Annotated in this window: 24 protein-coding genes; 12 read left to right on the forward strand and 12 right to left on the reverse strand. The window is 74.1% G+C overall.

Features of this window, described 5'->3' with window-relative positions; genetic code table 11:
• Position 1: 1 nt before the first annotated feature.
• From ACFP3V_RS28680 to ACFP3V_RS28700, 5 genes are read right to left on the reverse strand one after another with little or no spacing between them, the layout of a single operon-like run.
• Positions 2–1,210 (reverse strand): glycosyltransferase family 4 protein, encoded by a 1,209-nt coding sequence (locus ACFP3V_RS28680; RefSeq protein ID WP_380589651.1) that lies wholly within the window; start codon positions 1,208–1,210, stop codon positions 2–4.
• A complete protein-coding gene (locus ACFP3V_RS28685; RefSeq protein ID WP_380589654.1) occupies positions 1,207–2,196 on the reverse strand; it encodes a hypothetical protein in 990 nt (329 codons plus the stop codon). The genes ACFP3V_RS28680 and ACFP3V_RS28685 overlap by 4 nt, the downstream gene beginning before the upstream one ends.
• Positions 2,196–3,698: a polysaccharide biosynthesis protein gene (locus tag ACFP3V_RS28690; RefSeq protein ID WP_380589657.1), complete on the reverse strand. Its 1,503-nt coding sequence runs from the start codon at positions 3,696–3,698 to the stop codon at positions 2,196–2,198. The genes ACFP3V_RS28685 and ACFP3V_RS28690 overlap by 1 nt, the downstream gene beginning before the upstream one ends.
• A 39-nt stretch (positions 3,699–3,737) precedes the next feature.
• Positions 3,738–4,691: a glycosyltransferase gene (locus tag ACFP3V_RS28695; RefSeq protein WP_380589660.1), complete on the reverse strand. Its 954-nt coding sequence runs from the start codon at positions 4,689–4,691 to the stop codon at positions 3,738–3,740.
• A 5-nt stretch (positions 4,692–4,696) separates the two neighbouring features.
• Positions 4,697–6,052 carry a hypothetical protein gene (locus tag ACFP3V_RS28700; protein WP_380589663.1) on the reverse strand — a complete coding sequence of 452 codons (1,356 nt, stop codon included), beginning with the start codon at positions 6,050–6,052 and terminating at the stop codon, positions 4,697–4,699.
• Between the two features lie 207 nt (positions 6,053–6,259).
• Here ACFP3V_RS28700 and ACFP3V_RS28705 point away from each other — a divergent pair, with 207 nt between their 5' ends.
• The 3 genes from ACFP3V_RS28705 to ACFP3V_RS28715 are packed head-to-tail and all read left to right on the forward strand — an operon-like array spanning position 6,260 to position 9,128.
• On the forward strand, positions 6,260–7,483 hold the full coding sequence (locus ACFP3V_RS28705; protein ID WP_380589665.1) for a DegT/DnrJ/EryC1/StrS family aminotransferase: 1,224 nt from the start codon (positions 6,260–6,262) through the stop codon (positions 7,481–7,483).
• Positions 7,480–8,331 (forward strand): phosphatase PAP2 family protein, encoded by an 852-nt coding sequence (locus tag ACFP3V_RS28710; RefSeq protein ID WP_380589667.1) that lies wholly within the window; start codon positions 7,480–7,482, stop codon positions 8,329–8,331. Before ACFP3V_RS28705 ends, ACFP3V_RS28710 begins: the two co-directional genes overlap by 4 nt.
• On the forward strand, positions 8,328–9,128 hold the full coding sequence (locus ACFP3V_RS28715) for a polysaccharide deacetylase family protein (protein ID WP_380589669.1): 801 nt from the start codon (positions 8,328–8,330) through the stop codon (positions 9,126–9,128). Before ACFP3V_RS28710 ends, ACFP3V_RS28715 begins: the two co-directional genes overlap by 4 nt.
• Before the next feature lie 111 nt (positions 9,129–9,239).
• Here ACFP3V_RS28715 and ACFP3V_RS28720 read toward each other — a convergent pair whose 3' ends face one another.
• Positions 9,240–10,493 (reverse strand): RNA polymerase sigma factor, encoded by a 1,254-nt coding sequence (locus ACFP3V_RS28720; RefSeq protein ID WP_380589671.1) that lies wholly within the window; start codon positions 10,491–10,493, stop codon positions 9,240–9,242.
• Positions 10,486–10,854, reverse strand: a complete 369-nt coding sequence (locus ACFP3V_RS28725; RefSeq protein WP_380589673.1) for a YciI family protein — start codon at positions 10,852–10,854, stop codon at positions 10,486–10,488. Before ACFP3V_RS28725 ends, ACFP3V_RS28720 begins: the two co-directional genes overlap by 8 nt.
• A gap of 259 nt (positions 10,855–11,113) precedes the next feature.
• On the opposite strand from ACFP3V_RS28725, the gene ACFP3V_RS28730 reads away from it, so the two are divergent.
• The 6 genes from ACFP3V_RS28730 to ACFP3V_RS28755 all read left to right on the forward strand — a co-directional run bounded on the left by ACFP3V_RS28730 (position 11,114) and on the right by ACFP3V_RS28755 (position 15,459).
• On the forward strand, positions 11,114–12,643 hold the full coding sequence (locus ACFP3V_RS28730) for a carbohydrate binding domain-containing protein (RefSeq protein WP_380589676.1): 1,530 nt from the start codon (positions 11,114–11,116) through the stop codon (positions 12,641–12,643).
• A gap of 92 nt (positions 12,644–12,735) precedes the next feature.
• Positions 12,736–12,858 (forward strand): type B 50S ribosomal protein L36, encoded by a 123-nt coding sequence (gene ykgO, locus ACFP3V_RS28735; protein WP_358807815.1) that lies wholly within the window; start codon positions 12,736–12,738, stop codon positions 12,856–12,858.
• A 42-nt stretch (positions 12,859–12,900) separates the two neighbouring features.
• Entirely contained in the window at positions 12,901–13,494 is a 594-nt protein-coding gene (locus ACFP3V_RS28740) for a sigma-70 family RNA polymerase sigma factor (RefSeq protein ID WP_465270115.1), read from the forward strand.
• Entirely contained in the window at positions 13,491–13,667 is a 177-nt protein-coding gene (locus tag ACFP3V_RS28745) for a hypothetical protein (RefSeq protein ID WP_380589679.1), read from the forward strand. Before ACFP3V_RS28740 ends, ACFP3V_RS28745 begins: the two co-directional genes overlap by 4 nt.
• An 86-nt stretch (positions 13,668–13,753) precedes the next feature.
• Positions 13,754–14,638: a haloalkane dehalogenase gene (locus ACFP3V_RS28750; RefSeq protein ID WP_380589682.1), complete on the forward strand. Its 885-nt coding sequence runs from the start codon at positions 13,754–13,756 to the stop codon at positions 14,636–14,638.
• Positions 14,635–15,459 (forward strand): RNA polymerase sigma factor, encoded by an 825-nt coding sequence (locus ACFP3V_RS28755; RefSeq protein WP_380589684.1) that lies wholly within the window; start codon positions 14,635–14,637, stop codon positions 15,457–15,459. Before ACFP3V_RS28750 ends, ACFP3V_RS28755 begins: the two co-directional genes overlap by 4 nt.
• On the opposite strand, the gene ACFP3V_RS28760 is transcribed toward ACFP3V_RS28755, so the two are convergent.
• Positions 15,435–16,100: a GDSL-type esterase/lipase family protein gene (locus ACFP3V_RS28760; protein WP_380589687.1), complete on the reverse strand. Its 666-nt coding sequence runs from the start codon at positions 16,098–16,100 to the stop codon at positions 15,435–15,437. The genes ACFP3V_RS28755 and ACFP3V_RS28760 overlap by 25 nt on opposite strands.
• A 64-nt stretch (positions 16,101–16,164) precedes the next feature.
• Between ACFP3V_RS28760 and ACFP3V_RS28765 the strand changes: the two genes are divergently transcribed.
• Entirely contained in the window at positions 16,165–16,569 is a 405-nt protein-coding gene (locus ACFP3V_RS28765; RefSeq protein ID WP_380589690.1) for a VOC family protein, read from the forward strand.
• Between the two features lie 75 nt (positions 16,570–16,644).
• Here the strand turns inward: ACFP3V_RS28765 and ACFP3V_RS28770 are convergent, their stop codons facing one another.
• On the reverse strand, positions 16,645–18,306 hold the full coding sequence (locus ACFP3V_RS28770) for an alkaline phosphatase family protein (protein ID WP_380589693.1): 1,662 nt from the start codon (positions 18,304–18,306) through the stop codon (positions 16,645–16,647).
• Between the two features lie 157 nt (positions 18,307–18,463).
• Entirely contained in the window at positions 18,464–18,994 is a 531-nt protein-coding gene (locus ACFP3V_RS28775) for a hypothetical protein (protein ID WP_380589696.1), read from the reverse strand.
• Positions 18,995–19,204: 210 nt separating this feature from the next.
• On the opposite strand from ACFP3V_RS28775, the gene lepB reads away from it, so the two are divergent.
• Positions 19,205–19,882 carry a signal peptidase I gene (lepB, locus tag ACFP3V_RS28780; RefSeq protein ID WP_380589699.1) on the forward strand — a complete coding sequence of 226 codons (678 nt, stop codon included), beginning with the start codon at positions 19,205–19,207 and terminating at the stop codon, positions 19,880–19,882.
• 20 nt (positions 19,883–19,902) lie between these two features.
• Here the strand turns inward: lepB and ACFP3V_RS28785 are convergent, their stop codons facing one another.
• Together ACFP3V_RS28785 and ACFP3V_RS28790 are read right to left on the reverse strand one after the other, a co-directional pair.
• On the reverse strand, positions 19,903–20,715 hold the full coding sequence (locus tag ACFP3V_RS28785) for a family 1 encapsulin nanocompartment shell protein (RefSeq protein ID WP_380589702.1): 813 nt from the start codon (positions 20,713–20,715) through the stop codon (positions 19,903–19,905).
• Between the two features lie 14 nt (positions 20,716–20,729).
• On the reverse strand, positions 20,730–21,731 hold the full coding sequence (locus tag ACFP3V_RS28790; RefSeq protein WP_380589705.1) for a Dyp-type peroxidase: 1,002 nt from the start codon (positions 21,729–21,731) through the stop codon (positions 20,730–20,732).
• A 99-nt stretch (positions 21,732–21,830) separates the two neighbouring features.
• Between ACFP3V_RS28790 and ACFP3V_RS28795 the strand changes: the two genes are divergently transcribed.
• Positions 21,831–22,217, forward strand: a complete 387-nt coding sequence (locus ACFP3V_RS28795; RefSeq protein ID WP_380589708.1) for a VOC family protein — start codon at positions 21,831–21,833, stop codon at positions 22,215–22,217.
• Positions 22,218–22,225 lie beyond the last annotated feature (8 nt).

The raw sequence follows: 22,225 nt of genomic DNA on the forward strand, positions 1-22,225 counted from the left end.
CTCAGATCCTCGTGTGCAGCGGGGCTTCGGTCGTCGTGGCGGTCGCGGCCCGGGCGGGCGGCGGCCCGTAGGCGGCGGTCAGGGTGTCGGCCAGGGCGCGCTCGGTGTAGCGCTCGTCGATCCGGGCGCGGGCGGCGGCGGCCATCCGGGATGCTTCGTCCGGGCGGTCGAGCAGGTGGCCGATCGCCGCGGCGAGGAGTTCGGGCCGCTGCGGCGGCGCGAGCAGCCCGGTCTCGCCCGGACGCACCACGTCGGGAACGGAGTTGACCGCGCTCGCGACGACGGGGACGCCGCAGACCATCGCCTCGCAGATGGCCACCGGCAGCCCCTCGTAGCGGCTCGGCAACGCGAACACGTCGAAGGCGGGCAGCAGTTCGGGCACGTCCTCGCGTTCACCGACCAGGACCACGCGGGCGGCCGGCAGCGCGCGGCGGGCCGATTCGGCCGCCTGCTGGGCGAGTTCGCCGCCGCCGACCCAGACGCCGGTCACCTCGGGGCGGCCCAGCGCCGCCATCGCGGCGACGAAGTGCTCGGGCGCCTTCTGGTAGCAGAGCCGGCCGACCGACCCGACGACGGCGCCGGACTCCGGCAGACCGAGCAGGCGGCGGGCGCGGGCGCGGGTCTGCGGCGAGCGGATCGTCGCGTCCCGGTCCACGGGCACGGCGATGGTGCGGATCCGTTCCGGACTGAGCAGGCCGCGGCGGACGACCTCCACCGACACGGCCGTGCCCACGCACAGTCCGACGTCCGTGAACCGCCCGAGGCGGCGCTCGATGCGCGCGTAGGCCCCGCGGCGCGGCGGCGACTGGAACTCGTGGAAGGGGAGCCCGTGGTAGGTGTGCACCAGGCGCGGCACGCCCGCCCGGCGGGCGGCCTCGCGGCCGATCGCGCCCGCCTTCGCGCTGTGGGTGTGCACGACGTCGAAGCTCCGCTGCCGGAACAGGGTGGCGAGCCGGAACAGCGCGCGCAGGTCGTCCAAGGGGGCGATGGGCGAGCGCAGCGACGGTTCGAGGACCACCTCGAGGCCCGCGCCCACCGCCTCGTCGAGCAGCCGGTCGCCGCTGCCGGCGACGAGGGTCACCCGGTACCGGTCCGGGTCGAGCGCCCGTGCCCCGCGCAGGGCGACGACACCGGCGCCGGCCTGCATCCGGGTGATCACGACGGCCACCCGCAGCCGGTCGGCGGAACGCGGGGCGGTTCCGGCTGTCATGGCGTCACCACCGGGGTCCGGGCGAGCAGTTCGGCGAGACCGGCGCCCGGAGCCGCGCCGAGGACGATCTCGTAGGCGGGCAGCCGGGCCGCCAGTTCCGCGGCGGTCGCGGCCACCGGGGGGTGGCTCGGGCCGATGCCCGTGCCGAGGGCGAGCGTGGCCGCGAAGGCCCAGTAGCGCCGCAACTCCCCGGCCATGTAGGTGCCGGCGGTCAGCGCGCGGGCGGCCGCGTCGGGGTCCAGCGGTGTGATCGACGGCCGGGCGCGGCCGGTCCGGCGCAGCACCACCAGCCGGTCCGGACGCAGCACGTCCACCCGGCCGGGCAGCGGTCGCTCGCTGCGGCCGTAGGGCATCCGCCGGCCGCCACCGCCCTCGACGCGCACCGGTTCGACCAGTCCGTGGGCCCATGTCCCGTCACTGACACAGAGGTTGTCGGAGCAGGCGCGCTCGCCCTGGGCGACCGCCTGGAGCAGCAGCGTGGACCGGCCGATGCCGCCCGGTCCGGCCAGCAGGCAGGTCTCCCGGCCGACCGTGACGGCGGCGGCGTGCAGCGGCGCCCGGCCGCGCCGACCGGCCCACCACAGCGCCGGGTACTGCACCAGGACGGCCCTGGCCAGCAGGTGGAACCGCGAACGCAGCGCGTGCGCGGCCAGGCGCTCGCGGCCGGGCGGCCGCCAGCGGGCCTCCACCCGCAGGTGTTCCCCGCCGGTCCGCAGCCGCAGGTCGAAGCCGCTGCCGGCGGCGTTGACGAGCAGCACCTCGCCCGGGCGGCGCCAGGCGCCCCGGGTCAGCGGCTCGGCGCCGGCCAGGTCCAGCGGGCCGCGGTCGGCGGAGACGTCCACGGCGATGTCCGGGGCGGTGTCCGGCGGTTCGGCGTCGACCGGCTGCCAGGCGTCGGGGCAGGCTTCGGCGAGCAGGCGGGCCGTCCAGCGTTCGGAGCAGGACACCACGAGCCGTTCCCCGGCCTGGACCAGTGCCGCGCGCATCAGAAGTCGTCCAGCCAGAGCGAGTCGAGCAGGTCCCGGGCGGCGGGCGCGGTCATCACCGGCGGCTGGTACTCGGGCACCAGCGCCGCGAGCCGCTTGCGGACCGCCTCGGCGTCGTTCTCCGCCGCGGCGGCGTAGAGTTCGGCCAGCCCCGCGTCCAGGTCGTCCGGCAGCACCGCGCCGCGGGTGGCGGAGATGCGCGGATGCCCGGTGGGGACGTTCTCCTCGGAACGGGCGAACAGCGACTCGTTGAGTTTCTCGCCGGGCCGCAGCCCGGTGAACCGGATCTCCACGCCGGGCTTGCCGACCAGCGCCGCGTAGGCCTCGACGAGGGAGACCATGCGGACCGGCTCGCCCATGTCGAGCACGAAGGTCTCCCCGGCCTCCGCCATCGCGGCGGCCTCCAGGACCAGGCCGACGGCCTCCTCCACGGTCATGAAGAATCGGTCCACCTCCGGATCGGTGATGGTCACCGGCTGCCCGGTGGCGATCTGGTGGGCCAGCACGTGCAGGAAGGAGCCCCGGCTGCCCAGCACGTTGCCGAAGCGCACCGACCCGACGCTGGTCCCTGAGCCGGCCCGGCTGCGCACGATCAGCTCGGCCAGCTGCTTGGTCGCGCCCAGCACCGAGGTCGGCGCGGCGGCCTTGTCCGTGGAGATCAGCACGAACCGGCGGGTGCCGTGGGCGACTGCGGCGTCCACGAGTTGCTGGGTGCCGAGCACGTTGGACTTGACGCCCTCGCAGGGGTGCAGTTCCAGCAGCGGGAGGTGCTTGTGCGCGGCCGCGTGGAAGACCACCTCCGGACGGAGGGTGGCGAAGACCTGGTCCACCCGGGCCCGGTCGCGGATGTCGGCGACGATCAACTCGTCGGTGTCCAGCAGCGCTTCGCCGGTGATCTCCAACTGGAGCCGGTGCAGGTTGGACTCGTCGTGGTCGAGCATGTAGAGCGCGGCCGGGTGGTAGGAGCGCACCTGGCGGCACAGCTCGCTGCCGATCGACCCGCCCGCCCCGGTGACCAGCACCCGGCGGCCGGCGACGACGGCACGGGTCGCGGCCCGCACGACATGGATCTCGTCGCGGCCGAGCAGCGTCGTCGGCGAGACTTCCCACAGGTCGCCGCCGCGGCTGCCGCGCTGGACGGCGGCGTGGAAGGCGGGCAGATAGCGCACGGCCGCGCCGGAGTCGGCGGCCTGGCGCAGCAGCGCGGCGAGTTCCAGTGGCGGCAGTGAGGGGATCGCCACGATCACCACGTCCACGGCCTCCGTCCGCACCACCTCCGCCAGGGCGGACAGGGGGCCCAGGACCGGCAGCCGGTCCACGCGGTGCTTGCCGGGGTCGTCGTCCAGGAAGGCGAAGGGGGCCAGGCCGTAGGAGGGGGTCTCCTGGAGGTCGTGGGCCAGGGTCCGTCCCGCGTCCCCGGCGCCGACGATCAGCGTCCGGCAGCCGGCCGAACGCCCGGCGCGGGAACGGCGGTTGCGGTGGTCCAGATGCACGAGTTGCATGACGTCGCTTCTCCTCCTGGGCGCGGATGGTCCCCGGGGTCAGCGGTCCGGTCCGCGCCGGCCGCCGTGGATGAGGGCGCAGTGGTAGGCGCGCAGCAGGCCCCGGGCCAGCTCCTCGAGTACCGGCTCGGTGCCCGCCGAGGGCACCCGGGCGCAGCCGTACGGCAGTTGGCCGTCCAGGTAGGCGCGCACCGCGTCGGCGACAGCCGCCGGATCGGGTGGCACCACGAAGCCGTTGCGGCCGGAGCGGACCAGTTCGGCCGTGCTGTCGGTGGTCACCGCGACGACGGGCACCCCGGCCGCGACCGCGGCGACCCCGGGGTTCTCCGCGGTCAGGCCACGGCGGCCGGCGACGAACAGGTCTGCCGCGGCGAGCAGTTCGGTGAAGGAGAGGTCGTCCTCGGCCGGGGCCCGGGTGGTGCAGGTCAGTGCCAGCACGTCCGTGCGCCGCGGGCCGACCCGGGTCGCCCAGTCCCCGACGGACTGGGGGGCGTCCGGGCTCAGGCACTCCAGGACCAGCGCCACGCCCGGCGCGACGCCCAGCCTGGCCCGGACCGCCGCGCGGTCGACCCGGTTGGTCGGCCAGCACTCCACGGGCGCGACGATCGGCAGCCAGTGCACCAGGTCACCCCGGGCGGCACCGGACGCCACGAGCAGCCCGGCCGCGACCCGGCCGTGCGCCAGCCAGGTCGTCCGCGCGCCGGCCCGGCGGCGTTCGTGCCGGGCCCACCACCGCGCCGGGGCCGTGCGTCCACGCCGCAGCGGCACCAGCGGCACCGTGTGCACGCGGCGGACGGCGCTGCCCTCGGCATCGTCGGCCGGGCCCTTGCCGACGCTGTGCACGACGTCGGCCGGCTCGTCAGGTCCGACCAGGCGGATCCGGCCGCCCGTGTCGAGCAGGTCGAGCGCGGCGCGCAGGACCGTGCCCAGGCTCTCGGCGGTGCTTCCCCATTCGACCCTGATCCGGGGACTGGTCCCGGCGATCGTCGTCACCCGACTCAACTCCCCTTGTGCTCACGGTCCTTGGCGGCCAGGCCGAGCACGCCGACCACCGGCCAGCCGGTGGAGTCGGCCAACTGCCGGATCCGCCGCACCTCCCGGTGCGGGGCGAGGTCGGGAACGACGACCAGCAGGCCCTCGCGGCGGTCGTCGCCGCGTCGGTCCGCGCCGGGCAGGTCCGCCAGCGCGCGGACCCGGAGCAGGGCGGTCGCCCCGGCGGGCTCCGCGGCCTCCATCAGCCGCTGCGTGCCCGGCTGCCCCACGCCGTCGACGGACACGCCCCACTCGTCGGCTGCCCTCAGGTTCGTCCGGTGGCCGGTGCCCGCGCCGTTGAGGGTCGAGTGCTCGCCGCCGTGCCCCGGCTGCTGGGCCGGGGTCAGCAGAGCCTCGAACTCCCGGGCCACCAGCGCGAGTCGGCCGTCCGGGTCGGGCCCGGTCAGCAGCAGGGACTCGACCCTGCTGCGGGCGACCGCGCGCCGGGCGCTGATCAGGGTGTCGGCGGGGACAACCAGCTGCTGCGGGTGGCGGCGGCCGCCGCGGAGCCGGACCGCGCCGAGCAGCGGCGCGCCGATCTCGCGGCTGAACGCCTCGGCGTCGGCGACCCGCGGGCGCAGCGTCTCCAGCACGGTCGCCGCCAGCAGCCCGGTGACCAGGCCCAGCAGGCCGGCCAGGACCGCGTCGGTGACCAGCGCGGAATGCGCGCGGCCCGCGCCCGTCGGAGCGGCGATGACGGCCGCGGTGGTCGGGTTCAGGCCGCTCAGCAGCGACTGCACGCCGCCGAGCTGCTGGTCCACGGAGCCCAGCTGCGCGGAGAGCCGGGCGTGGTCGGCCGGACTCTGCGCCAGCGCCAACTGGGCGGCCAGCTGCGAGCGTTGCGCCAGCAATGAGTGCTCCTGCGCGGTGAGCTGGTTGATCAGGGCGGTGTCCGCGGTGGTCTTCGGACCGCCGTTGAGGTAGTTCGCCAGCTCCTTGGCCAGTCCGCTGTCCAGACCGGTCGCCACGGCCGGGCTGCGGTCGGTGACGGTCAGGTTGACCACGGCGGAGGTGCCGATCCGGCTCAACTTGATCTCGTGCGCGAAATCGGCCGGGACGTGGCCGGTGAGGTGCGCGTCCCAGATGGCCCGCTGCACGATGCTGGTACTGGTCGCGATCGCCTGCGCCCGGCTGAGCACCGCGTCAGCCTCCGTCGTGGTGGTCGGCGTCTGGTCGGACACCTGCACCCGTGAGGTCGCGGCGTAGCCGGGGTGGGACCGCAGCTGCAGACCGACGACCACGAGCACCGGCAGCAGCGTGAGGACCAGCAGCAGCCGCCAGTGGCCGACCACCACCCGGTGCAGGGCTTCGTTGAGTTCCATCCGATGACCTCGCATTCCGCGGCGCGCCCGTGCGCGTCCGCCTGCTCGGGCAGGCGAGGAAGGTGCCTGACATCGTTGCAGCGGGCCGACGCGACGGGCTCATGCGGCGGGGCGAGATCCGGCTCGTTCATTTGCGTGATCCACAAGTTCGCGGCCCCGCCTACGGTCGTACTGCCGGCGGGCCCGCCGCCGGCCGAGGAGCGAGCCATGGACGTCCGCCGGATCTCCCCAGCAACGGCCGAGGCCGACGACGCCGGACCGGACCGCGAGGCCGTCCCGTTCGCGCGGACGGAGATCTGCGCCGAGGCGCGGCAGGCGGCCCAGCGGGTGCTGGCCTCCGGCTGGGTGACCACGGGCCCGGAAACCCTGCTGTTCGAGCGCGAGTTCGCCGCTTACGTGGGGGCCGCGCACGCGGTGGCGGTCAGCTCGTGCACCGCCGCGCTCGAACTCGCGCTCCGGGCTCTACGGTTGCCGCCCGGCAGCCGGGTGCTGGTGCCGACGCTGACCTTCTGCGGCACCGCCCACGCGGTGCTGCACGCGGGCCTGCGGCCCGTCCTGGTCGACGTCGACCCGGACACCGGCATGCCGGCCGCACCGCAGGTCACCGCGGCGGTCGCCGCCACCGGCCGTCCGGCCGCCATGGTCGTGGTCCATCTCGCGGGCGCACCCGCCCCCTTGGACGAGCTCGCGCAGGCCGCGGACCTGCCGCTCGACCTGGTCCTGGAGGACGCGGCGCATGCGCTCGGGACCTACGTCGGCAGCCGCCCGGTCGGTGCCCTGTCCCGGGCCGCCTGCTTCAGCTTCTACGCCACCAAGAACCTGCCGATCGGCGAGGGCGGCATGGTCACCACCGACGACGCCGAGCTGGCCGCTCAGGTCCACCGCGGGCGGCTGCACGGCATGTCGGCCGACGCCTGGCGCCGCTACCAGCCGGGCGCCACTTGGCAGTACACCGTCGAAGAGCCCGGTCTGAAGGCCAACATGACGGACCTTCAGGCGGCGATCGGGCGCCGGCAACTGCTCCACCTGCCCGAATGGCAGCGCACCCGCGAAGCGCTGGCCGCCCGGTACACCGCCGGCCTGCGTGACGTGCCCGGGCTGAGGCTGCCCCGCGAACCGGCCGGGGGCCGGCACGCCTGGCACCTCTACCCGGTCCGGGTCGCGGAGCAGGAGTACGGCCGCGAACGGGATCTGCTGATACGTCAGCTGGCCGCGCGCGGCATCGGCACCTCGGTGCACTTCCTGCCGCTGCACCGGATGCCCTACTTCCGCCGCACCGCGCTCTGTCCCACCGGCGGCTTCCCGGGAGCGGACGCGCTCTACCCCGGCCTGCTGTCGCTGCCGATGCATCCCGGCCTGACCGGACGTCAGGTCGACGCCGTCTGCAGGGCCCTGCGCGAGCTGGGCCCGGACCCGGAGGGCCCGCGATGACTTCCGCACCCGCCACCCGCACCGCCCCCGACCTGTCCTGGCGGCGCCCCGCACTGCTCGGCGCGCTGCTGCTGGCGGTGCTCCTCGCGCTCGCCGCCCTGACCCGGACGGCGGCGCTGACCCACGCGGACCTGCGGGCCGACCGCGCCGTGCAGCCGCTGCGCTCGCACGCCGCGACCACCGCCTTCCTGTGGCTGACCGACGCCTCCGCCGAGGTCGTCGGCCTGGCCGCGCTCGCCGCCGGGCTCCTCGTGCTCCTCGCCCGGCGCCGGCCCCGCGACGCCGTCCGGCTGCTGCTGACGGCGGGCGGTGCGTGGGGCCTCGCCCTCGTCCTGAAGACGGCCCTCGACCGGCCGCGTCCTCCGTCCGTGCTGTGGGTGCGGCCGCCGGACGCCACCGGGTCCTTTCCCAGCGGCCACGACACCACGGCGACGGTGCTCGTCGTGGTGGTCCTGCTCACCCTGGCGGGCACGGGCCGCGCCCGCCGGATCGCGACGGCGTGCGCGGTCGTCTTCGCCCTGGCCGTCGGCTTCGGCCGGATCTACCTGGGCGACCACTACCCCACCGACGTCCTCGGCAGCTACCTGACCGTCGCTGCCACCGCCCTGCTCGTCCGGGCAGCCGCCGAGCTGCCCGTCGAACCGATGAGCTGGCGCGGCCGGCGTTCCGCCGCGGCCTGCCTCCGTCCCGCCGCCCGCGAAACGCACGACACCGCAGCCGTGCCGGCGTTGGTGCGGCCGCCGGGGCACCCGCACGGACTGGCCCTGCCCGCCGACCGCGCCGATCAGCCGGAGCCGGAGCACGGGACGCCGCGCCCGGGGCCCGTGCAAGGAAACCGAACCCCGTGAGTGTGGTGCCGATTCTCCAGTACCACTCGGTCTCGGACGATCCCCCCGAGTGGGCGGAGCCGCTCACCGTGACGCCACGTCACTTCCAGGAGCAGCTCGACCTGTTGCGGGACGCCCAGATGTCGGTGATACCGCTGCGGCGCCTGGTCTCCGCCATCCGCGGCGGCCCACCGCTGCCGCCGCGGTCGCTCGTGCTCACCTTCGACGACGGCTTCTCCGACTTCTACTGGACCGTCACCCCGCTGCTCGCCGCCCGCGAACTCCCGGCCACGCTCTTCGTCGCCACCGGGGCCGCCTACCCGCCGGGCGGCCGCTCCTCGGGCTCCCGGCTGCCCGCGGCACGGATGCTGAACTGGCGTCAGGTCGCCGGACTCGACGCCTACGGCATCGAGATCGGCGGCCATTCGCGGACCCACGCCGAGCTCGACGTCCTGCCGGGCCGGCAGTTGCGCAGCGAGGTCGAGGGCTGCAAGCGGGACCTGGAGGACGTCCTGGGCCACGCGGTGTCCAGCTACTCCTACCCGCACGGCTACCACAACGCCGCGGTGCGGCGCGCGCTGCGCGCCGCCGGCTGGGACTGCGCCTGCGCCGCGCCCCAGGCGTTCAGTTCCACCACCGACGACCCCATGTGCCTGGCCCGGCTGACCGTGCGCCACGACACGACGGCGGCCGTGTTCGCCGACTGGCTGCGCGGCCAGGGCGCCCGCACCTCGCCCGCACCGCCGGAGACCCTCGGCACGCGGGCCTCCCGCCTGCTCCGCCGCACCCGCGCCCGGTGGCCCGGTCGCCTGCGCTGAGTACCCAGCGCCGTGGCCGGAGGCGCTCTCCGGATTCCGACGGCGGGTCACCTCCCGGCCGAAGGCCGGGGAGTGACCTCGCAAGGGTGCGGAAAGGTGAACCCGTCCGGGTCATGGCCACTGGTCCGGCCTCGCCGGCGTCCCCTGTGCCGTGCCGCGCAGGAAGTCCCGCTCCACCGCGTTCGACGCCAGTTCCGCTGCCTGTGCGTAGACGCGCCGTGCCTCCTCCTCGCGGCCGAGACGGCGCAGCAGGTTCGCGCGCACGGCGTGGTAGAGGTGACTGCGCGTCAGCCGCAGCTCCTCCACCGCCGCCAGCCCCGCCTCCGGTCCGGCCACCTCCGCCAGCGCCACCGCCCGGTTCAGCGCGGCCACCGGTGTCGGCGCCAGAGCCAGCAACTGGTCGTACAGGGCCATGATCTGACGCCAGTCGGTGTCCTGCGCCCGGGCCGCGTCCGTGTGCACCGCGGCGATGGCGGCCTGGATCTGGTACGGGCCGGGACGTCCCCGGCGCAGGCAGGCGCGGACGAGGGCGTGGCCCTCCGCGATCTGCTCCCGGTCCCAGCGGGAGCGGTCCTGGTCGGCGAGGAGCACGAGAGAGCCGTCCGGGGCGGTGCGGGCCGCACGCCGGGCGTCGGTGAGCAGCATCAGCGCCAGCAGGCCCGCCGCCTCCGGCTCGTCCGGCATCAGCTCGCACAGCTGCCGGCCGAGCCGCAGCGCCTCCGCGCTGAGCGCCGGGCGGGTCAACTCTGGCCCCGCGCTCGCGGTGTAGCCCTCGTTGAAGACGAGATACACCACGGCCAGCACGGCCCCGAGCCGGTCCGGCAGGTCGGCGTCGCGCGGGACGCGGTAGGGGATGCCGGCGTCGCGGATCTTCGTCTTGGCGCGCACCAGGCGCTGCGCCATGGTGGCCTCGGGGACCAGGAACGCGCGGGCGATCTCGGCGGTCGTCAGGCCGCCCAGCAGGCGCAGGGTGAGCGCGACCCGGGCGGGGAGGGCCAGTGCGGGGTGGCAGCAGGTGAAGATCAGCCGCAGCCGGTCGTCGGTCACCGGGCCCTCCTCCTCGGGGGCGGTCGCCGCCTCCTCTTCCAGCCGCGCCGCGGCCTCGGCGTGCCGGCGGTCGCGCACGGCCTCCCGGCGCAGCCGGTCCACCGCACGGTTGCGCGCGGTGGTGACGATCCAGCCCGCCGGGCTGGGCGGGATGCCGGTCCGGGGCCAGCGGTCCAGGGCGGTCGCGCAGGCGTCCTGGACCGCCTCCTCGGCGAGGTCGATGTCGCCGAGGGCGCGGACCAGGACCGCGACCGCCTTGCCGTACTGCTCGCGGAAGACCCGCTCGACGACGGCAGCGGCGTCCGCCGCATCAGACATCGGTCATGAACGGCCGCACCTCGATGGGCAGGGTCGTCGCCTGGGCGCACTTGCGGCCCCACTCCAGGGCGGCGTCGAGGTCCGGGGCCTTGATGATGGTCAGGCCGCCCAGGTACTCGCGGGCCTCGGCGAAGGGGCCGTCGGTGACCAGGACACTGTCCTTGCCGTCGGGGTTCTCGCGGTCCTTGAGCCGGACGACGGTCGCGCTCTCCTGACCGGCCAGCCCGTCGGAGAAGACCCAGGCCCCGGCCGCCTTCAGCTCGTCGTTGAAGGCGGCGACATCGCGCATGATCCCGTCCAGCACCTCGGGCTCGGGCCGCGGGCCCTCGGGCTGGTAGACGCTGAGCAGGTAGTGCTTCACGGCGTGCTCCTCGGTGGTGCGACGGCCGGCCGCTGCCGGCCTCCTACCCTCTATACGAGAAGGACCCCCGGTTCTCGACAACCCGCCGGAGGGGATTTCCCGGCGCTGTTCCGGGCGCTCTTGACGCCCGGCCATGGTCTAGGCCAATTTAGGGCTGCGCGGTGCGAGTCGGAGTTCGTGTGGGGGCTTCGGAACTGCAGTCGCGTCAGTTCCGCGTGTGCGCAAGGAATCTGACGGATCAGACGGAGGCAGTACGCCCATGAGCACGAAGCCCACACGGACACTCGCCGCGGCCTGCGCGGTCGCGGCCCTCGGCCTCGGGGGCCTGGTCGCCCTCGACGGCCCGGCCTCCGCCGGGACGGCGCAGCTGCTGGCCAACCCCGGCTTCGAGAGCGGCAGCCTCAGCGGCTGGACCTGCTCCACCGCCGACAAGGCGGTCACCAGCCCGGTCGCGGACGGCGGTTACGCGCTGAGCGGCACCCCGGCGGGCACGGACTACGCGCAGTGCTCGCAGACGGTGGCGGTGCTGCCGAACTCCAGCTACACCCTGTCGGGCAAGGTCTACGGCAACTACGTCTACCTGGGCGACACCGGCACCGGGACCTCGGACACCAGCACCTGGGCCTCGCCGGGCAGCAGTTGGCAGACGCTCAGCACCAGCTTCACCACGGGCGCGAGCACGACGTCGGTGACGGTGTGGGTGCACGGATGGTACGGCCAGCCCGCCTTCGGCGCGGACACGCTCTCGCTCACCGGCCCGGCCCCGGGCGGCAGTTCCGCGAGCCCCAGCGCGTCCGCCTCCGCCTCGACGTCCGTCTCCGCCTCGGCATCCGCCTCCGCCTCCGCGTCGCCCAGCGGGAGCGGCACGGCCACCCCGCCGCCCGCCGACACCGGGTTCCGGCACCCGGTCTACTTCATGCCCCTGGAGAACTCCCCGCAGGCGGTCTCCGACATCGTCAGCGGCTCCGGCGAGAACGAGTTCCTGCTGGCCTTCGTGCTCGACTCGGGGAACTGCACGCCGGCCTGGGGCGGCAGCACCGGCAGCCCCGTCAGCAGCGACACCGCGGTCCTCTCCGACGTCAACGCGATCCGCGCCGCGGGCGGCGACGTCAGCGTCTCCTTCGGCGGCTACAACGGCACCGAACTGGGCGCCACCTGCGGCGGCAGCTCGGCGCTGGCGGCGGCCTACCAGAAGGTCATCGACAAGTACCGGCTGACCCGGATCGACCTGGACTGGGAGGGCGACGACCTCGACGCCAACATGGCCGTGCGCTGGCAGGCGATCAAGCAGCTGGAGTCCGCCAACCCGAGCCTCAAGGTCACCCTGACCATCCCGGCCACCACCGTCGGCCTGCCCGACACCGGCAAGGACGAGATCCGCCAGGCCATCGCGAACGGCGCGCGGATCGACCGGGTCAACCTGATGGACTTCGACTTCGGCCTCACCAGCGGCACCCAGACCGCCGCCGCCGAGTCGGTCGCCATGCAGACCGCCGCCCAGCTGCAGAGCCTGTACGGCTGGGACTCCGCGACCGCGTGGGCGCACCTGGGCGTGCAGCTGATGAACGGCCACACCGACCAGCCCAGCGAGCTGTACACCCAGTCCACCTTCACCGACCTGCTCGGCTTCGTGCAGGCCAACCACGCCGCCCAGTTCTCCTACTGGGACGTCAACCGCGACCGCGCCTGCGACCCCAGCACCGTGCACTACTGGGCCGACGGCGCGTGCAGCAGCGTGACGCAGAACCCCTACGACTTCACCAAGATCCTCGTGAAGTACGCGGGCTGACACCCCGGAAGGGCCACCGCGGAACAAACGCACCCCTGCCCATGTTGACGTGAGCACACTCAACAGCTCATCCAAGAAGGGCAGGGGTCCGCATGAAGGTCCGCAACTCGCTCCGCGCGCTGAAGGCCAAGCCCGGCGCCCAGGTCGTCCGCCGCCGCGGGCGCACGTTCGTCGTCAACAAGCGCGATCCGCGCATGAAGGCCCGTCAGGGCTGAAGCCCGGGGCACGCCGGAGCCGGATGTGGCTGAATACCTGTCATGTCTGTTGCTCCGGCTGCCGCCCCGCGCGTCTGCGGCGTCTGCGGACGCCCGCTGCCGCCCCGTCCCCCGGGGCCGGGGCGGGCGTCCCGCTACTGCTCCGCCGCCTGCCGTCAGCGGGCCTACCGCGAGCGGGGCGCTCCCCCCGAGCAGACGGTCGACGAGATCATCGCGGACATCGCCCGGCGTGCCCAGGTGCTCGCCCCCGACCCTGTCGAGGCGCTCGCCGCCGGCGCGGACGAACTCGGCAGCCGCGTCGCCAGGCTCCGCCGGATGGCCCGCACCGCCGCCGACGCCGCCCGGCAAAACGTCACCCCGCCCGCCGTTACGGAAACCGACGGACTCGCGGAACTCGACTGCGCCGAACTGGCCGAACGGCACCGGCGGGAACTGCGTGCCCACTGCTACCGCCTGCTCGGCTCCTACGACGAGGCCGAGGACCTGGTCCAGGAGACCTTCCTGCGCGCCTGGCGAGCCCGCGACGGCTTCGCCGGCCGGGCCTCCGCCCGCACCTGGCTGTTCCGGATCGCGACCAACGCCTGCCTGGACCACCTGCGCGCCCTCGGCTCGCCGCGGTCACCGGCGGCCCGGTGATGGACGACGCCGCCTTCCAGGGCGTGCTCGCCCACCTGGCCGGACTGCGGATGCTGCGCCGCTCGCCGTCCCTCGACGAGATCGCCGCGACTGCCGTCTTCCTCGCCTCCGACCAGGCCGGCGCCCTGACCGGATGCTTCGTCAACGCCACCGGTGGAATCTTCACGAGCTGATGGGCGCGCGGCTGTCACAAGGGGGGCGGAGGCGGTGTCCAACCCTTCGAAAGCCGCCGAGAGCGGAGCGAACGAAGGAGAAGACCATGACCACCCAGCACCTCGGGCCGCTGCACCGCACCGCCGTCCTGGACAGCTTCATAACCCACCGGGAGGAGGGCCCCGCCGACGGCCCGGCCGTCGTCTTCCTGCACGGGAACCCGACCTCCTCCTACCTGTGGCGCAACGTCCTGCCGGTGGTCGGCGACGGCCACCGGCGGCTCGCGCCCGACCTCATCGGGATGGGCGGCTCCGGCAAGCCGGAGATCGCCTACCGCTTCGCGGACCACGCCCGGTACCTCGCCGCCTGGATGGAGGCGGTCCTGCCCGCGGGCGACGTGGTCCTGGTCGGCCATGACTGGGGTGGCGCGCTCGCCCAGGACTGGGCGGCCCGGGAAGGCGGGGACCGGGTCCGCGGCATCGCGCTGATCGAGACCTTCCTGCGGCCGGTGGAATGGTCGGAGATGGTCCCGGCCGCCGCCGAGCGTTTCCGGGCCTTCCGCACCCCCGGGGTGGGCGAGCGGCTGGTCCTGGAGCAGAACCTGTTCGTCGAGGCGAACCTGCCCGCAGCCACCAAGTCCCTTGCCCCGCACGACCTGGACGCCTACCGCGCCCCCTACCCGACCCCGGCGTCGCGGCGCCCGATGCTGCAGTGGGCCCGCGAGTTCCCGCTGGACGGCGAACCCGCCGACGTGGTGGACCGGGTGCTGGCGTACGGCCGTTGGATGGGGGAGGCTGTCCAGGTGCCGAAGCTGCTGATGACCGTCACCCCCGCTCAGGGACTCGGCTCCGAGCAGACGATCGCCTGGGCCCAGGAGCACATCAGCGCGCTGGACGTGGTCCCCGTCGGCGAGGCGGGCCACCACGCCCCCGAGGACGTGCCGGAGGAGATCGGGCAGGCCGTCAGGACATGGCTGGAGCGGCTGGCATGACGGACCATCAGCCGGACCTGGACCTCGTCGCCCGCGCCGTCGCGGGGGAGCAGACCGCGCTCGAGGACGTGATGCGCCGGGTCCAGGACCCTGTCTACCGCCTCGCCCTGCGCATGACCGCGCGCCCGGCGGACGCGGAGGACACGACGCAGGAGATCCTGATCAGGATCCTCACCCGGCTCGCGAGCTACCGCGGCGAGGCGGCGCTCACCACGTGGGCGTACCGGGTCGCGGCCAACCACCTGATCAACCTGGCCCGGCGGACGCCCCACGAGGAGAACGGGATCACCGTGGACTCCTACCGCCAGGACCTCCTCGACGGCCTGGCCGCGCCGGAGTACCAGGGCCCGGACACCGAACTCCTCGCGGAGGAGGTCCGGTTGATCTGCACGCAGGCCCTGCTGCAGTGCCTGGACCGGGACGCGCGCGCGGTCTACGTGCTCGGCGACATCGTCCGCCTGCCCGGCGAGGAGGCCGCCTGGGCGCTCGGGCTCCAGCCCGCCGCCTACCGCAAGCGCCTGGAACGCGCCCGCCGCCAGGTACGCGACGCCCTCCGCGGGCGCTGCGGCCTGCTCGACGCCACCGCCCCCTGCCGCTGCGCCCGCCGCATCAACCACGCCGTCGGCAAGGGCCGCATCGACCCCGAGCGTCCCGCCCTCGCCACCCACGCGGTCACCGAGGCCGCCGCCCAGGTCCACGAACTCCACGACGTGGGCGACCTGTTGCGCACCCATCCCGCCTACGCGGCCCCGCGCAGCCGCACGGAGGCCGTCCTCGCCCTGGCGAAGGCCGGCCGCTACCGGGGCGTGCTGGACGCCTGACCGCGCGCCGGGGTCAGCGCGAGCCAGGCCGCCCAACCCCCGGACAGCACCAGCTCGGCCAGGCGGCGGTAGCCGCCCGCCGCGGGGTGGGCGCCGTCGCCCGACAGGGCTTCCGAGGTCCAGACCGGGTCGGCGGCCAGCGCGCGGGTGGTGGGGACGAACGCCACGGAGCGGTCGTCGCACAGGGCGGCCATCCGGTCGGACAGCTCCGCGGTGCGGAGCAGGTGGGACTCGCCCGCGTCGGCGACGGGCGGCGGCCCCACCACCAGGACGCAGATCCCTCGCGAACCGCAACTGTCCAGCAGCGCGGCCAGGTTGGCCAGGCTCCGGGCCGGCTCGACACGGAGCGTGCCGTCCCCCTGCTCGACCATGTCGTTGCTGCCGAAGGAGACGACCAGTCGGTTGTCCGCGCCCGGCAGGAAGCGCGCCGCCGTCTCCTGCCGCCAGCGGGACAGCACGTCGTCCGAAGTGTCGCGGCGGATGCCGAGGTTGAAGGCGGTGAGGTCCGGACCCGAGGCCTCAAGCACGCGGCCCACCCAGCCCCGGTAGCCGGGATCGCCGACGCCCTGGACGAAGGAGTCGCCGACGAAGCAGAGCCGGAGGGACGCGGCCGTGGTGGAGCGAACGGGGGTGGGGGTCATGGGGGCCAAGCCTGCCACAGGAGGGGGTGGGGGCCTCCGTACGGATGATCGCTAAGCTGGGCGGATGTCATCGGTGAGGCAGATCCAGGTCACGTTCGACTGCGCGGAACCCCGGCGCGTCGCCCGCTTCTGGGCCGAGGTGCTCGGCTACGCCGCGACTCCGGGTCCGGAGGAGGTGACCCCGGAGGACGACGGCTCGTGGGCCGCGTGCGTGGACCCCTCGGGGACGGGACCGCGGCTGTACTTCCAGCGCGTGCCGGAGGGAAAGGTCGTCAAGAACCGGGTGCACCTGGACGTCCGGGTGGCCACGGGCCTGCGCGGCGACGAGCGCCTCGCCGTCCTTGAGGCCGAGTGCGCGAGGCTGGTCGCGCTCGGCGGGCAACGCGTGCGGCTGCTCCCTGCCGACGAGGAGAACGAGTCCTGCCTGGTGATGCAGGACGTCGAGGGCAACGAGTTCTGCCTGGACTGAGCCCGGACCGGAACGGGGCCGGCCCCCGTCCCGCGATGGCGGCGGGACGGGGGCCGACGGGCGGTGGCGGCGGGCTCAGCGCACCGGCAGCACGCGGGTGTGCTCGATGCGGACCGCCTCCAGGCGCTGCGGGTCCAGGCCCAGCAGCGCGAGGATCGTCGGCGCGATCTGGGTGGTGTGCACCGTGCCGCCGACGGTCACGTGGGCGGGGGTGCCGGCGCCGGAGATGACGAGCGGCACGTCGAGGTCGTCGGCGTGGCCGCCGCCGTGCTCGGCGATCTTGCCGGTGCCGCCGGTGTAGACGACGCCGTACTGGGCCACGCCGTAGACGTCCGGGACGCGCGCGTCGCCGGGCTTGACGCCGAAGAACTTCGCCGCGGCCGTGCCCGCGTAGACCCGGGAGAGGCCGGAGTGGGCGAAGGGCTTGGCGGCCTTGTCGATGTCGGTGCCCGAACCCGACTGGCCCAGCAGGTAGTTCTTCGCGAAGTCGGCCGCGGCCTGGGAGCGGTCGCTCAGCCACAGCAGCATGGCGTCGTCGTCCACGGCGTGCACGACGAGGTCGCCCGCGCCCGGGTGGGCGGCCTTCCAGGCGGCGTTGAGGCCGTCGATCAGGGCGCCGTCGTCGATGCGGGTGAGCGCCTTGGGGTCGATCGGGGACTGGCCGTGCTTGGCGGAGAGGATGACGGTCGTGTTCCGCTCCAGGTGCTGCTTGCGGATCTCCCGCACCAGCGAGCCCACCTGCGCGTCCACGTACGCGAGGGCGCGCTGCAGCAGCGGGCCGGGGACGCCCTTGCTGGTGTAGCCGCCGGTGAGGCCGTCGCTCTTGGGCAGCTTCTGGGCGGTGGACACCGTCTGGAAGTTGAGGCCGAAGACCGCCGGGACGCCCACCTTGCGGGAGCGGGCGTGGTCGTAGCCGTCGATCTCGTTGCGGACCGCGGCGACCTTGTAGGAGTCGTACTGCTGGGTGGCCGCGTTGTCCTTGGTCCAGTCGGCGCCGGCCGCGTAGCCGATGGCGTCGGAGTTGATCTCGGGGGTGAACAGGTCCTGGATGCCCTTGCCCGAGGGGCCGTTGAGGATGTCGTAGGCCGCGTGCTTGTCCGACCACGCGGTGCGCAGCCCGGCCTGCCGGACCACCTCGAAGACCGTGTTCACCTTGAGGTAGGAGTGCGGGTAGACCGGCTTGCAGGTCTTCGGGTCCACCGGCAGCTTCGCGGGGTTGATCAGCGAGGTGGGGTTCCCGGTCATGTGCAGGATGCTGCCGGGCAGCGCGGCCAGCCCCTGGCCGGCGTCGAGGCGGGACTGGTCGCGGTCGAGGTCCTCGGTGAGGTCCACCTCGACGCCCGGCTTGGCGGTCCTGCAGTCGGTCGTCCCGGCCGGCAGCAGCTTCGCGTTCCAGGTGTCGTCGTAGTAGACGCCGGTGGTGCCCGGGCCGCCGCCGGTCAGCTGGGCCACCATGCCGGGGAAGCTGTCGGAGGGGTTGGTGGTCTGCGCGTGCTGGTAGGACACGCCGCCGTGGACCAGCTGCGCGAGCGCGGAGTGCGGGTGGCGGGCGACGTACCAGGCGAGGTCGCTCTGGTGCAGGCCGTCGACGGAGATCAGCAGCACATGCTTGGCCGCGGGCGCGTGATGGCCCCGGACCGCGGCGGTGGGCGCGGCCGAGGCCTGCGCCAGGGTGGCGCCGCCCAACAGGGCGGCCGTCCCGAGGACGGCGGCGAGGCGGAGGGTACGACGGGTCACGAGGGACTCCCTGCAGGAGAACTGACGGGTGGTCGGCTGTGCGGGACATGAGTAGTCCCTGCGCCTGTACGCCCGCGTGTACGCCCGTCGTACCCCCGCTGAACACCGGGACGGAGAGGGGTAAGAGAAGCCCGCGACCTCGCCGGACGGGCAGCGCCTAGCCGATCCCGGTGACCTGCAGGGCGGTGGTCCAGTTGTTCCGGATCGCGGAGCGGGCCGCGGCCAGGGTGATGGTGCCGTTGCAGACGGCGTTCTTGAGCTTGGTCTCGACGCCGTCCTTCGAGGTGGCCGTCGTGGTGCCGTAGCGGGGTTCGGGCCAGAGGTTGCCCGGGTCCTTCGGCGCGCCGCCCAGCTCCAGCGGGACGAGGTGGTCCTCCTCGTAGTCGGACAGGTTGGTGTCCGCGTACCCGTAGTCGGCGATGCCCTGGACCTTGAGCGCGTTGGTGTAGCTGGTGGACGGGCGGACGGTGGCGGTCCAGCCGGAGACGCAGATGGTGGAGCCGATGGTCGCCTGCGTCACGTCCGGGTTGTACGCGCCCGGGGTGCAGGTGGAGTCGGGCAGCGGCAGGTAGGCGGTGGAGCAGGTGGCGGCGTGGGCGGCGCCGGCGCTGACGCCGACGATCAGGCCGCTGACGGCGAGGCAGAGGGCGGAGGCGGTGGCGGTGGAGACTCGGGTGACGGAGCGCATGGAGGACCCCCAACAAGGGCGTGGCGGCGAACGGGAGTTGACCGCGGCGACGCGGCACGGGGCGCTGTTCGAACGTCCACCAGGGTCTCGAACTCCTGTCTATGCGCATAGAGCAGGAGCGGTGAAATGCTTGTGACGAGAGCATGACGCAATGGGTCCGGTCCGGCCGCTGAGGCGGAACCGGATCGCCGCGGCGCGCGTCACAGGGCCGTGGACACCACCGTTGACGCCGGACAGGACGGCTCGAAGCAGCACAAGTCCCGCCGCCGCATGGCCCGTTGGCTTGAGTGGCCGGCGCTGCTGGTCCTCGCGCTGCTGCTCGCGCTGTTCGTGAAGACCTTCCTGCTGCAGGCCTTCGTCATCCCCTCCGACTCCATGAACGACACCATCGTGCGCGGCGACCGTGTGCTCGTGGACAAGCTCAGCCCGTGGTTCGGGTGGACGCCGCACCGCGGCGACGTGGTCGTCTTCCGGGACCCCGGCGACTGGCTCGCCGACGAGCCGGTGCCGGACCCGAGTTCACTGGAACGCGGGCTCGCCGTGGTCGGCCTGGTGCCCGACCCGGGGGAGCGGGACCTGATCAAGCGGGTCATCGCGGTCGGCGGCGACACCGTGGACTGCCGCGCGGGCCAGCCGGTGCGCGTCAACGGCCATGCGCTGCACGAGCCTTACCTCTACCCCGGGGCCACGCCCTGCGACGACGACCCGGTCGGCACCCTCACCGTCCCCCAGGGCTCGATCTGGGTCATGGGCGACCATCGGAACGACTCGCAGGACTCGCGCTTCCATCAGCGGGCGCACCCGGGCGACGGCTTCGTCCCGGTCTCCGACGTCATCGGCCGCGCACTCGTCGTGGCCTGGCCCGTCCCCGGCTGGAAGGGGCTCTGAACCGGCGCCGGAGCCGCTCGTCAACTCCCGCTGGCGGTAGGGCTGATGGCGACGACCGCCTCCGTGGTGTGGACCAGGAAGGTGAGCGACTCCTGGAAGTACAGCTGCACGCTGTCGGCGTCGTGGGAGAGGTAGCCGATGGAGAGGTCCTGGCCCAGTCGGAGGGTGAAGTCGCCGCCGCGGGTGGAGAGCAGGAAGGCGCCGTCGATGGCGGGGGCCCAGACGATGTCGCCGTCCAGCACCCGGCGCACGTGCTCGTGGATCGGGTAGCCGTGGTCCGAGGTCTCGTTGACCGCCGTGTAGGCGTCCGCGCTGAGCGCCAGCGTGTAGGGGCCGCCGACGCCGGCCAGGCGCAGCTCGGTGACGGCGCGGCTGACCACCTCCGGGTAGTCGCGCGGATCGGCGGGCAGCGTCAGCGTCCCGTTGCTGGTCGAGGCCCGCAGGCCGGCGATGCCCGCCGCGGGGTAGCCCTCGAACACGGCCCGGTCCTCGGCGTACGCGATGCGGCGCGCCGCCTCCTTCACCGGACCCCAGTCCGCGTCCTGGGCGCCGCGGGAGACGTCGTCCACCTGCTGCCGGTCCACGGTGAACGGCACCCGCAGCTCCACCACCGGCTGGGACCGCCGGACCCGTGCGCGGACGCCCGACGCCGGGGTCTCGATGTCCTCGAGGTGGCCGGTGTTGACGGCGGCCAGCTCCGGCCCCGCGGCCTCGGGGACGTCCACGATCCGGCGGGCGGCCACATAGCGGGTGAAGGTGCGCCGGGCCTCCTGCTCGAGGTCCGCCCAGGCGGCGTCGGAGATCGGGGCGAGTGCGCGGTGCAGGTTGTCCATGGGATGCGGTGCTCCTAACGGTGCTTCAGGTCGCCGATGCCGAGCGAGCCCTGGGCCGCTGCCGACGCGGTCTGCTCGTCCTGGTCGGCCAGGTCCTCCAGGAAGGCGGCCGGCGGTACGAAGAACAGGGTGCCGGTCACGGCGGTGGAGAAGTCGAGGATGCGGTCGTGGCTGAACGGGCCGTCGCCCAGGAACATGTGACGCAGCATCTCCTCGGTGACCGAAGGGGTGCGCGCGTAGCCGATGTAGTACGTGCCGAACTGGCCGCTGCCCGGGCTGCCGAAGGGCATGTTGTCGCGCAGGATCTTGCGCTCGGCGCCGTCCGGGCCGGTGATGGTGTTGAGCTCGACGTGCGAGCCCGGGGCGTCGATCTCGACGTTGGTCAGTTTGCTCCGGCCGATGATCTGCTCCTGCTGCTCCACCGTGAGCCGGTTCCAGGCGTCCAGATCGTGCAGGTACTTCTGCACGATGACATAGGACCCCCCGGCGAACTCCGGGTCCTCGTCGCCGATCAGCACCGCCGCCGCGGCCGCCCGGCCGACCGGGTTCTCCGTCCCGTCCACGAAGCCCAGCAGGTCGCGCATGTCCAGGTAGCTGAAGCCGGTGACCTCGTCCGCCACCGACACGGCGCCGCGCAGCCGGTTCATGATCTCCGAGCCGAGCGCGAAGCACAGGTCCTGACGGCCGGCCCGGATGTGGAAGAGCAGGTCGCCCGGGGTGGCCGGGGCGTGGTGCCGCGCGCCGCGCAGCTCCTCGAACGGATGCAGCTCGGCCGGACGGGGGCCGTCCACCAGCCGGTCCCACGCCTCGGACCCGATGCCCGCCACCACGCTCAGCCGGCCCTGCGGGTGGCCGAAGCCGACGCTGCGCTGCAGCCCGGCGAGGTCGGCCAGCAGCTCGCGCACCACCGGCTCGCCGCCGGGGTCGACGGTCAGCACCAGGAACAGCGCCGCCGTGGTCAGCGGGCTGAGCACCGGCTGGGGCTCGGACAGGGTCGGGTCCTCGTCGCTCGGCATGCCCACCATCCTGCGGCAGCGGCGCCCGGCCCGCAGGTCGGCGCGCGGGGGAAGGGCGTAGGCTGCGGCGCGGAACCACGGCCACAGGGGAGGACGCTGATGCTGGCTCAGGTACGGGTGCTGGTGGACGACTTCGCGAAGAGCTTCGCCTTCTACGAGCAGGTGCTGGGTCTGACCGCCCAGGAGGGGCAGGACGGCTCGGGTCCGTATGCCTGCTTCAAGGCGCCCGGCAGCACCGACCTGGCGCTGTTCGACCGCGCGCTGATGGCGGGCGCGGTCGGCGCGACCGCGGGTGAGCGCGGCACGGCCGACCATGTGGTGCTGGTGCTCCGTGTCGAGGACGTGGACCGGGTCCACGCCGAGGCCGTCGCCCGGGGCGCGCAGCCGGCCTCCGAGCCCGCCGACCAGCCTGCCTGGGGCATGCGGGTCGCCCACGTCCGCGCGCCCGAGGGCACGCTCGTGGAGTTCTGCAGCTACGGGGACTGAAAGGACCT

This window comes from Streptacidiphilus monticola (genome assembly GCF_042658505.1).
GTDB lineage: Bacteria > Actinomycetota > Actinomycetes > Streptomycetales > Streptomycetaceae > Streptacidiphilus > Streptacidiphilus monticola.

Excerpts from the sequence above, each read along its gene's own strand:
- ACFP3V_RS28680 (WP_380589651.1), bottom strand. The coding sequence starts at position 1,210 with ATGACAGCCGGAACCGCCCCGCGTTCCGCCGACCGGCTGCGGGTGGCC.
- ACFP3V_RS28685 (WP_380589654.1), bottom strand. The coding sequence starts at position 2,196 with ATGCGCGCGGCACTGGTCCAGGCCGGGGAACGGCTCGTGGTGTCCTGC.
- ACFP3V_RS28690 (WP_380589657.1), bottom strand. The coding sequence starts at position 3,698 with ATGCAACTCGTGCATCTGGACCACCGCAACCGCCGTTCCCGCGCCGGG.
- ACFP3V_RS28700 (WP_380589663.1), bottom strand. The coding sequence starts at position 6,052 with ATGGAACTCAACGAAGCCCTGCACCGGGTGGTGGTCGGCCACTGGCGG.
- ACFP3V_RS28705 (WP_380589665.1), top strand. The coding sequence starts at position 6,260 with ATGGACGTCCGCCGGATCTCCCCAGCAACGGCCGAGGCCGACGACGCC.
- ACFP3V_RS28710 (WP_380589667.1), top strand. The coding sequence starts at position 7,480 with ATGACTTCCGCACCCGCCACCCGCACCGCCCCCGACCTGTCCTGGCGG.
- ACFP3V_RS28720 (WP_380589671.1), bottom strand. The coding sequence starts at position 10,493 with ATGTCTGATGCGGCGGACGCCGCTGCCGTCGTCGAGCGGGTCTTCCGC.
- ACFP3V_RS28730 (WP_380589676.1), top strand. The coding sequence starts at position 11,114 with ATGAGCACGAAGCCCACACGGACACTCGCCGCGGCCTGCGCGGTCGCG.
- ykgO (WP_358807815.1), top strand. The coding sequence starts at position 12,736 with ATGAAGGTCCGCAACTCGCTCCGCGCGCTGAAGGCCAAGCCCGGCGCC.
- ACFP3V_RS28740 (WP_465270115.1), top strand. The coding sequence starts at position 12,901 with ATGTCTGTTGCTCCGGCTGCCGCCCCGCGCGTCTGCGGCGTCTGCGGA.
- ACFP3V_RS28750 (WP_380589682.1), top strand. The coding sequence starts at position 13,754 with ATGACCACCCAGCACCTCGGGCCGCTGCACCGCACCGCCGTCCTGGAC.
- ACFP3V_RS28755 (WP_380589684.1), top strand. The coding sequence starts at position 14,635 with ATGACGGACCATCAGCCGGACCTGGACCTCGTCGCCCGCGCCGTCGCG.
- ACFP3V_RS28760 (WP_380589687.1), bottom strand. The coding sequence starts at position 16,100 with ATGACCCCCACCCCCGTTCGCTCCACCACGGCCGCGTCCCTCCGGCTC.
- ACFP3V_RS28765 (WP_380589690.1), top strand. The coding sequence starts at position 16,165 with ATGTCATCGGTGAGGCAGATCCAGGTCACGTTCGACTGCGCGGAACCC.
- ACFP3V_RS28775 (WP_380589696.1), bottom strand. The coding sequence starts at position 18,994 with ATGCGCTCCGTCACCCGAGTCTCCACCGCCACCGCCTCCGCCCTCTGC.
- ACFP3V_RS28785 (WP_380589702.1), bottom strand. The coding sequence starts at position 20,715 with ATGGACAACCTGCACCGCGCACTCGCCCCGATCTCCGACGCCGCCTGG.
- ACFP3V_RS28790 (WP_380589705.1), bottom strand. The coding sequence starts at position 21,731 with ATGCCGAGCGACGAGGACCCGACCCTGTCCGAGCCCCAGCCGGTGCTC.
- ACFP3V_RS28795 (WP_380589708.1), top strand. The coding sequence starts at position 21,831 with ATGCTGGCTCAGGTACGGGTGCTGGTGGACGACTTCGCGAAGAGCTTC.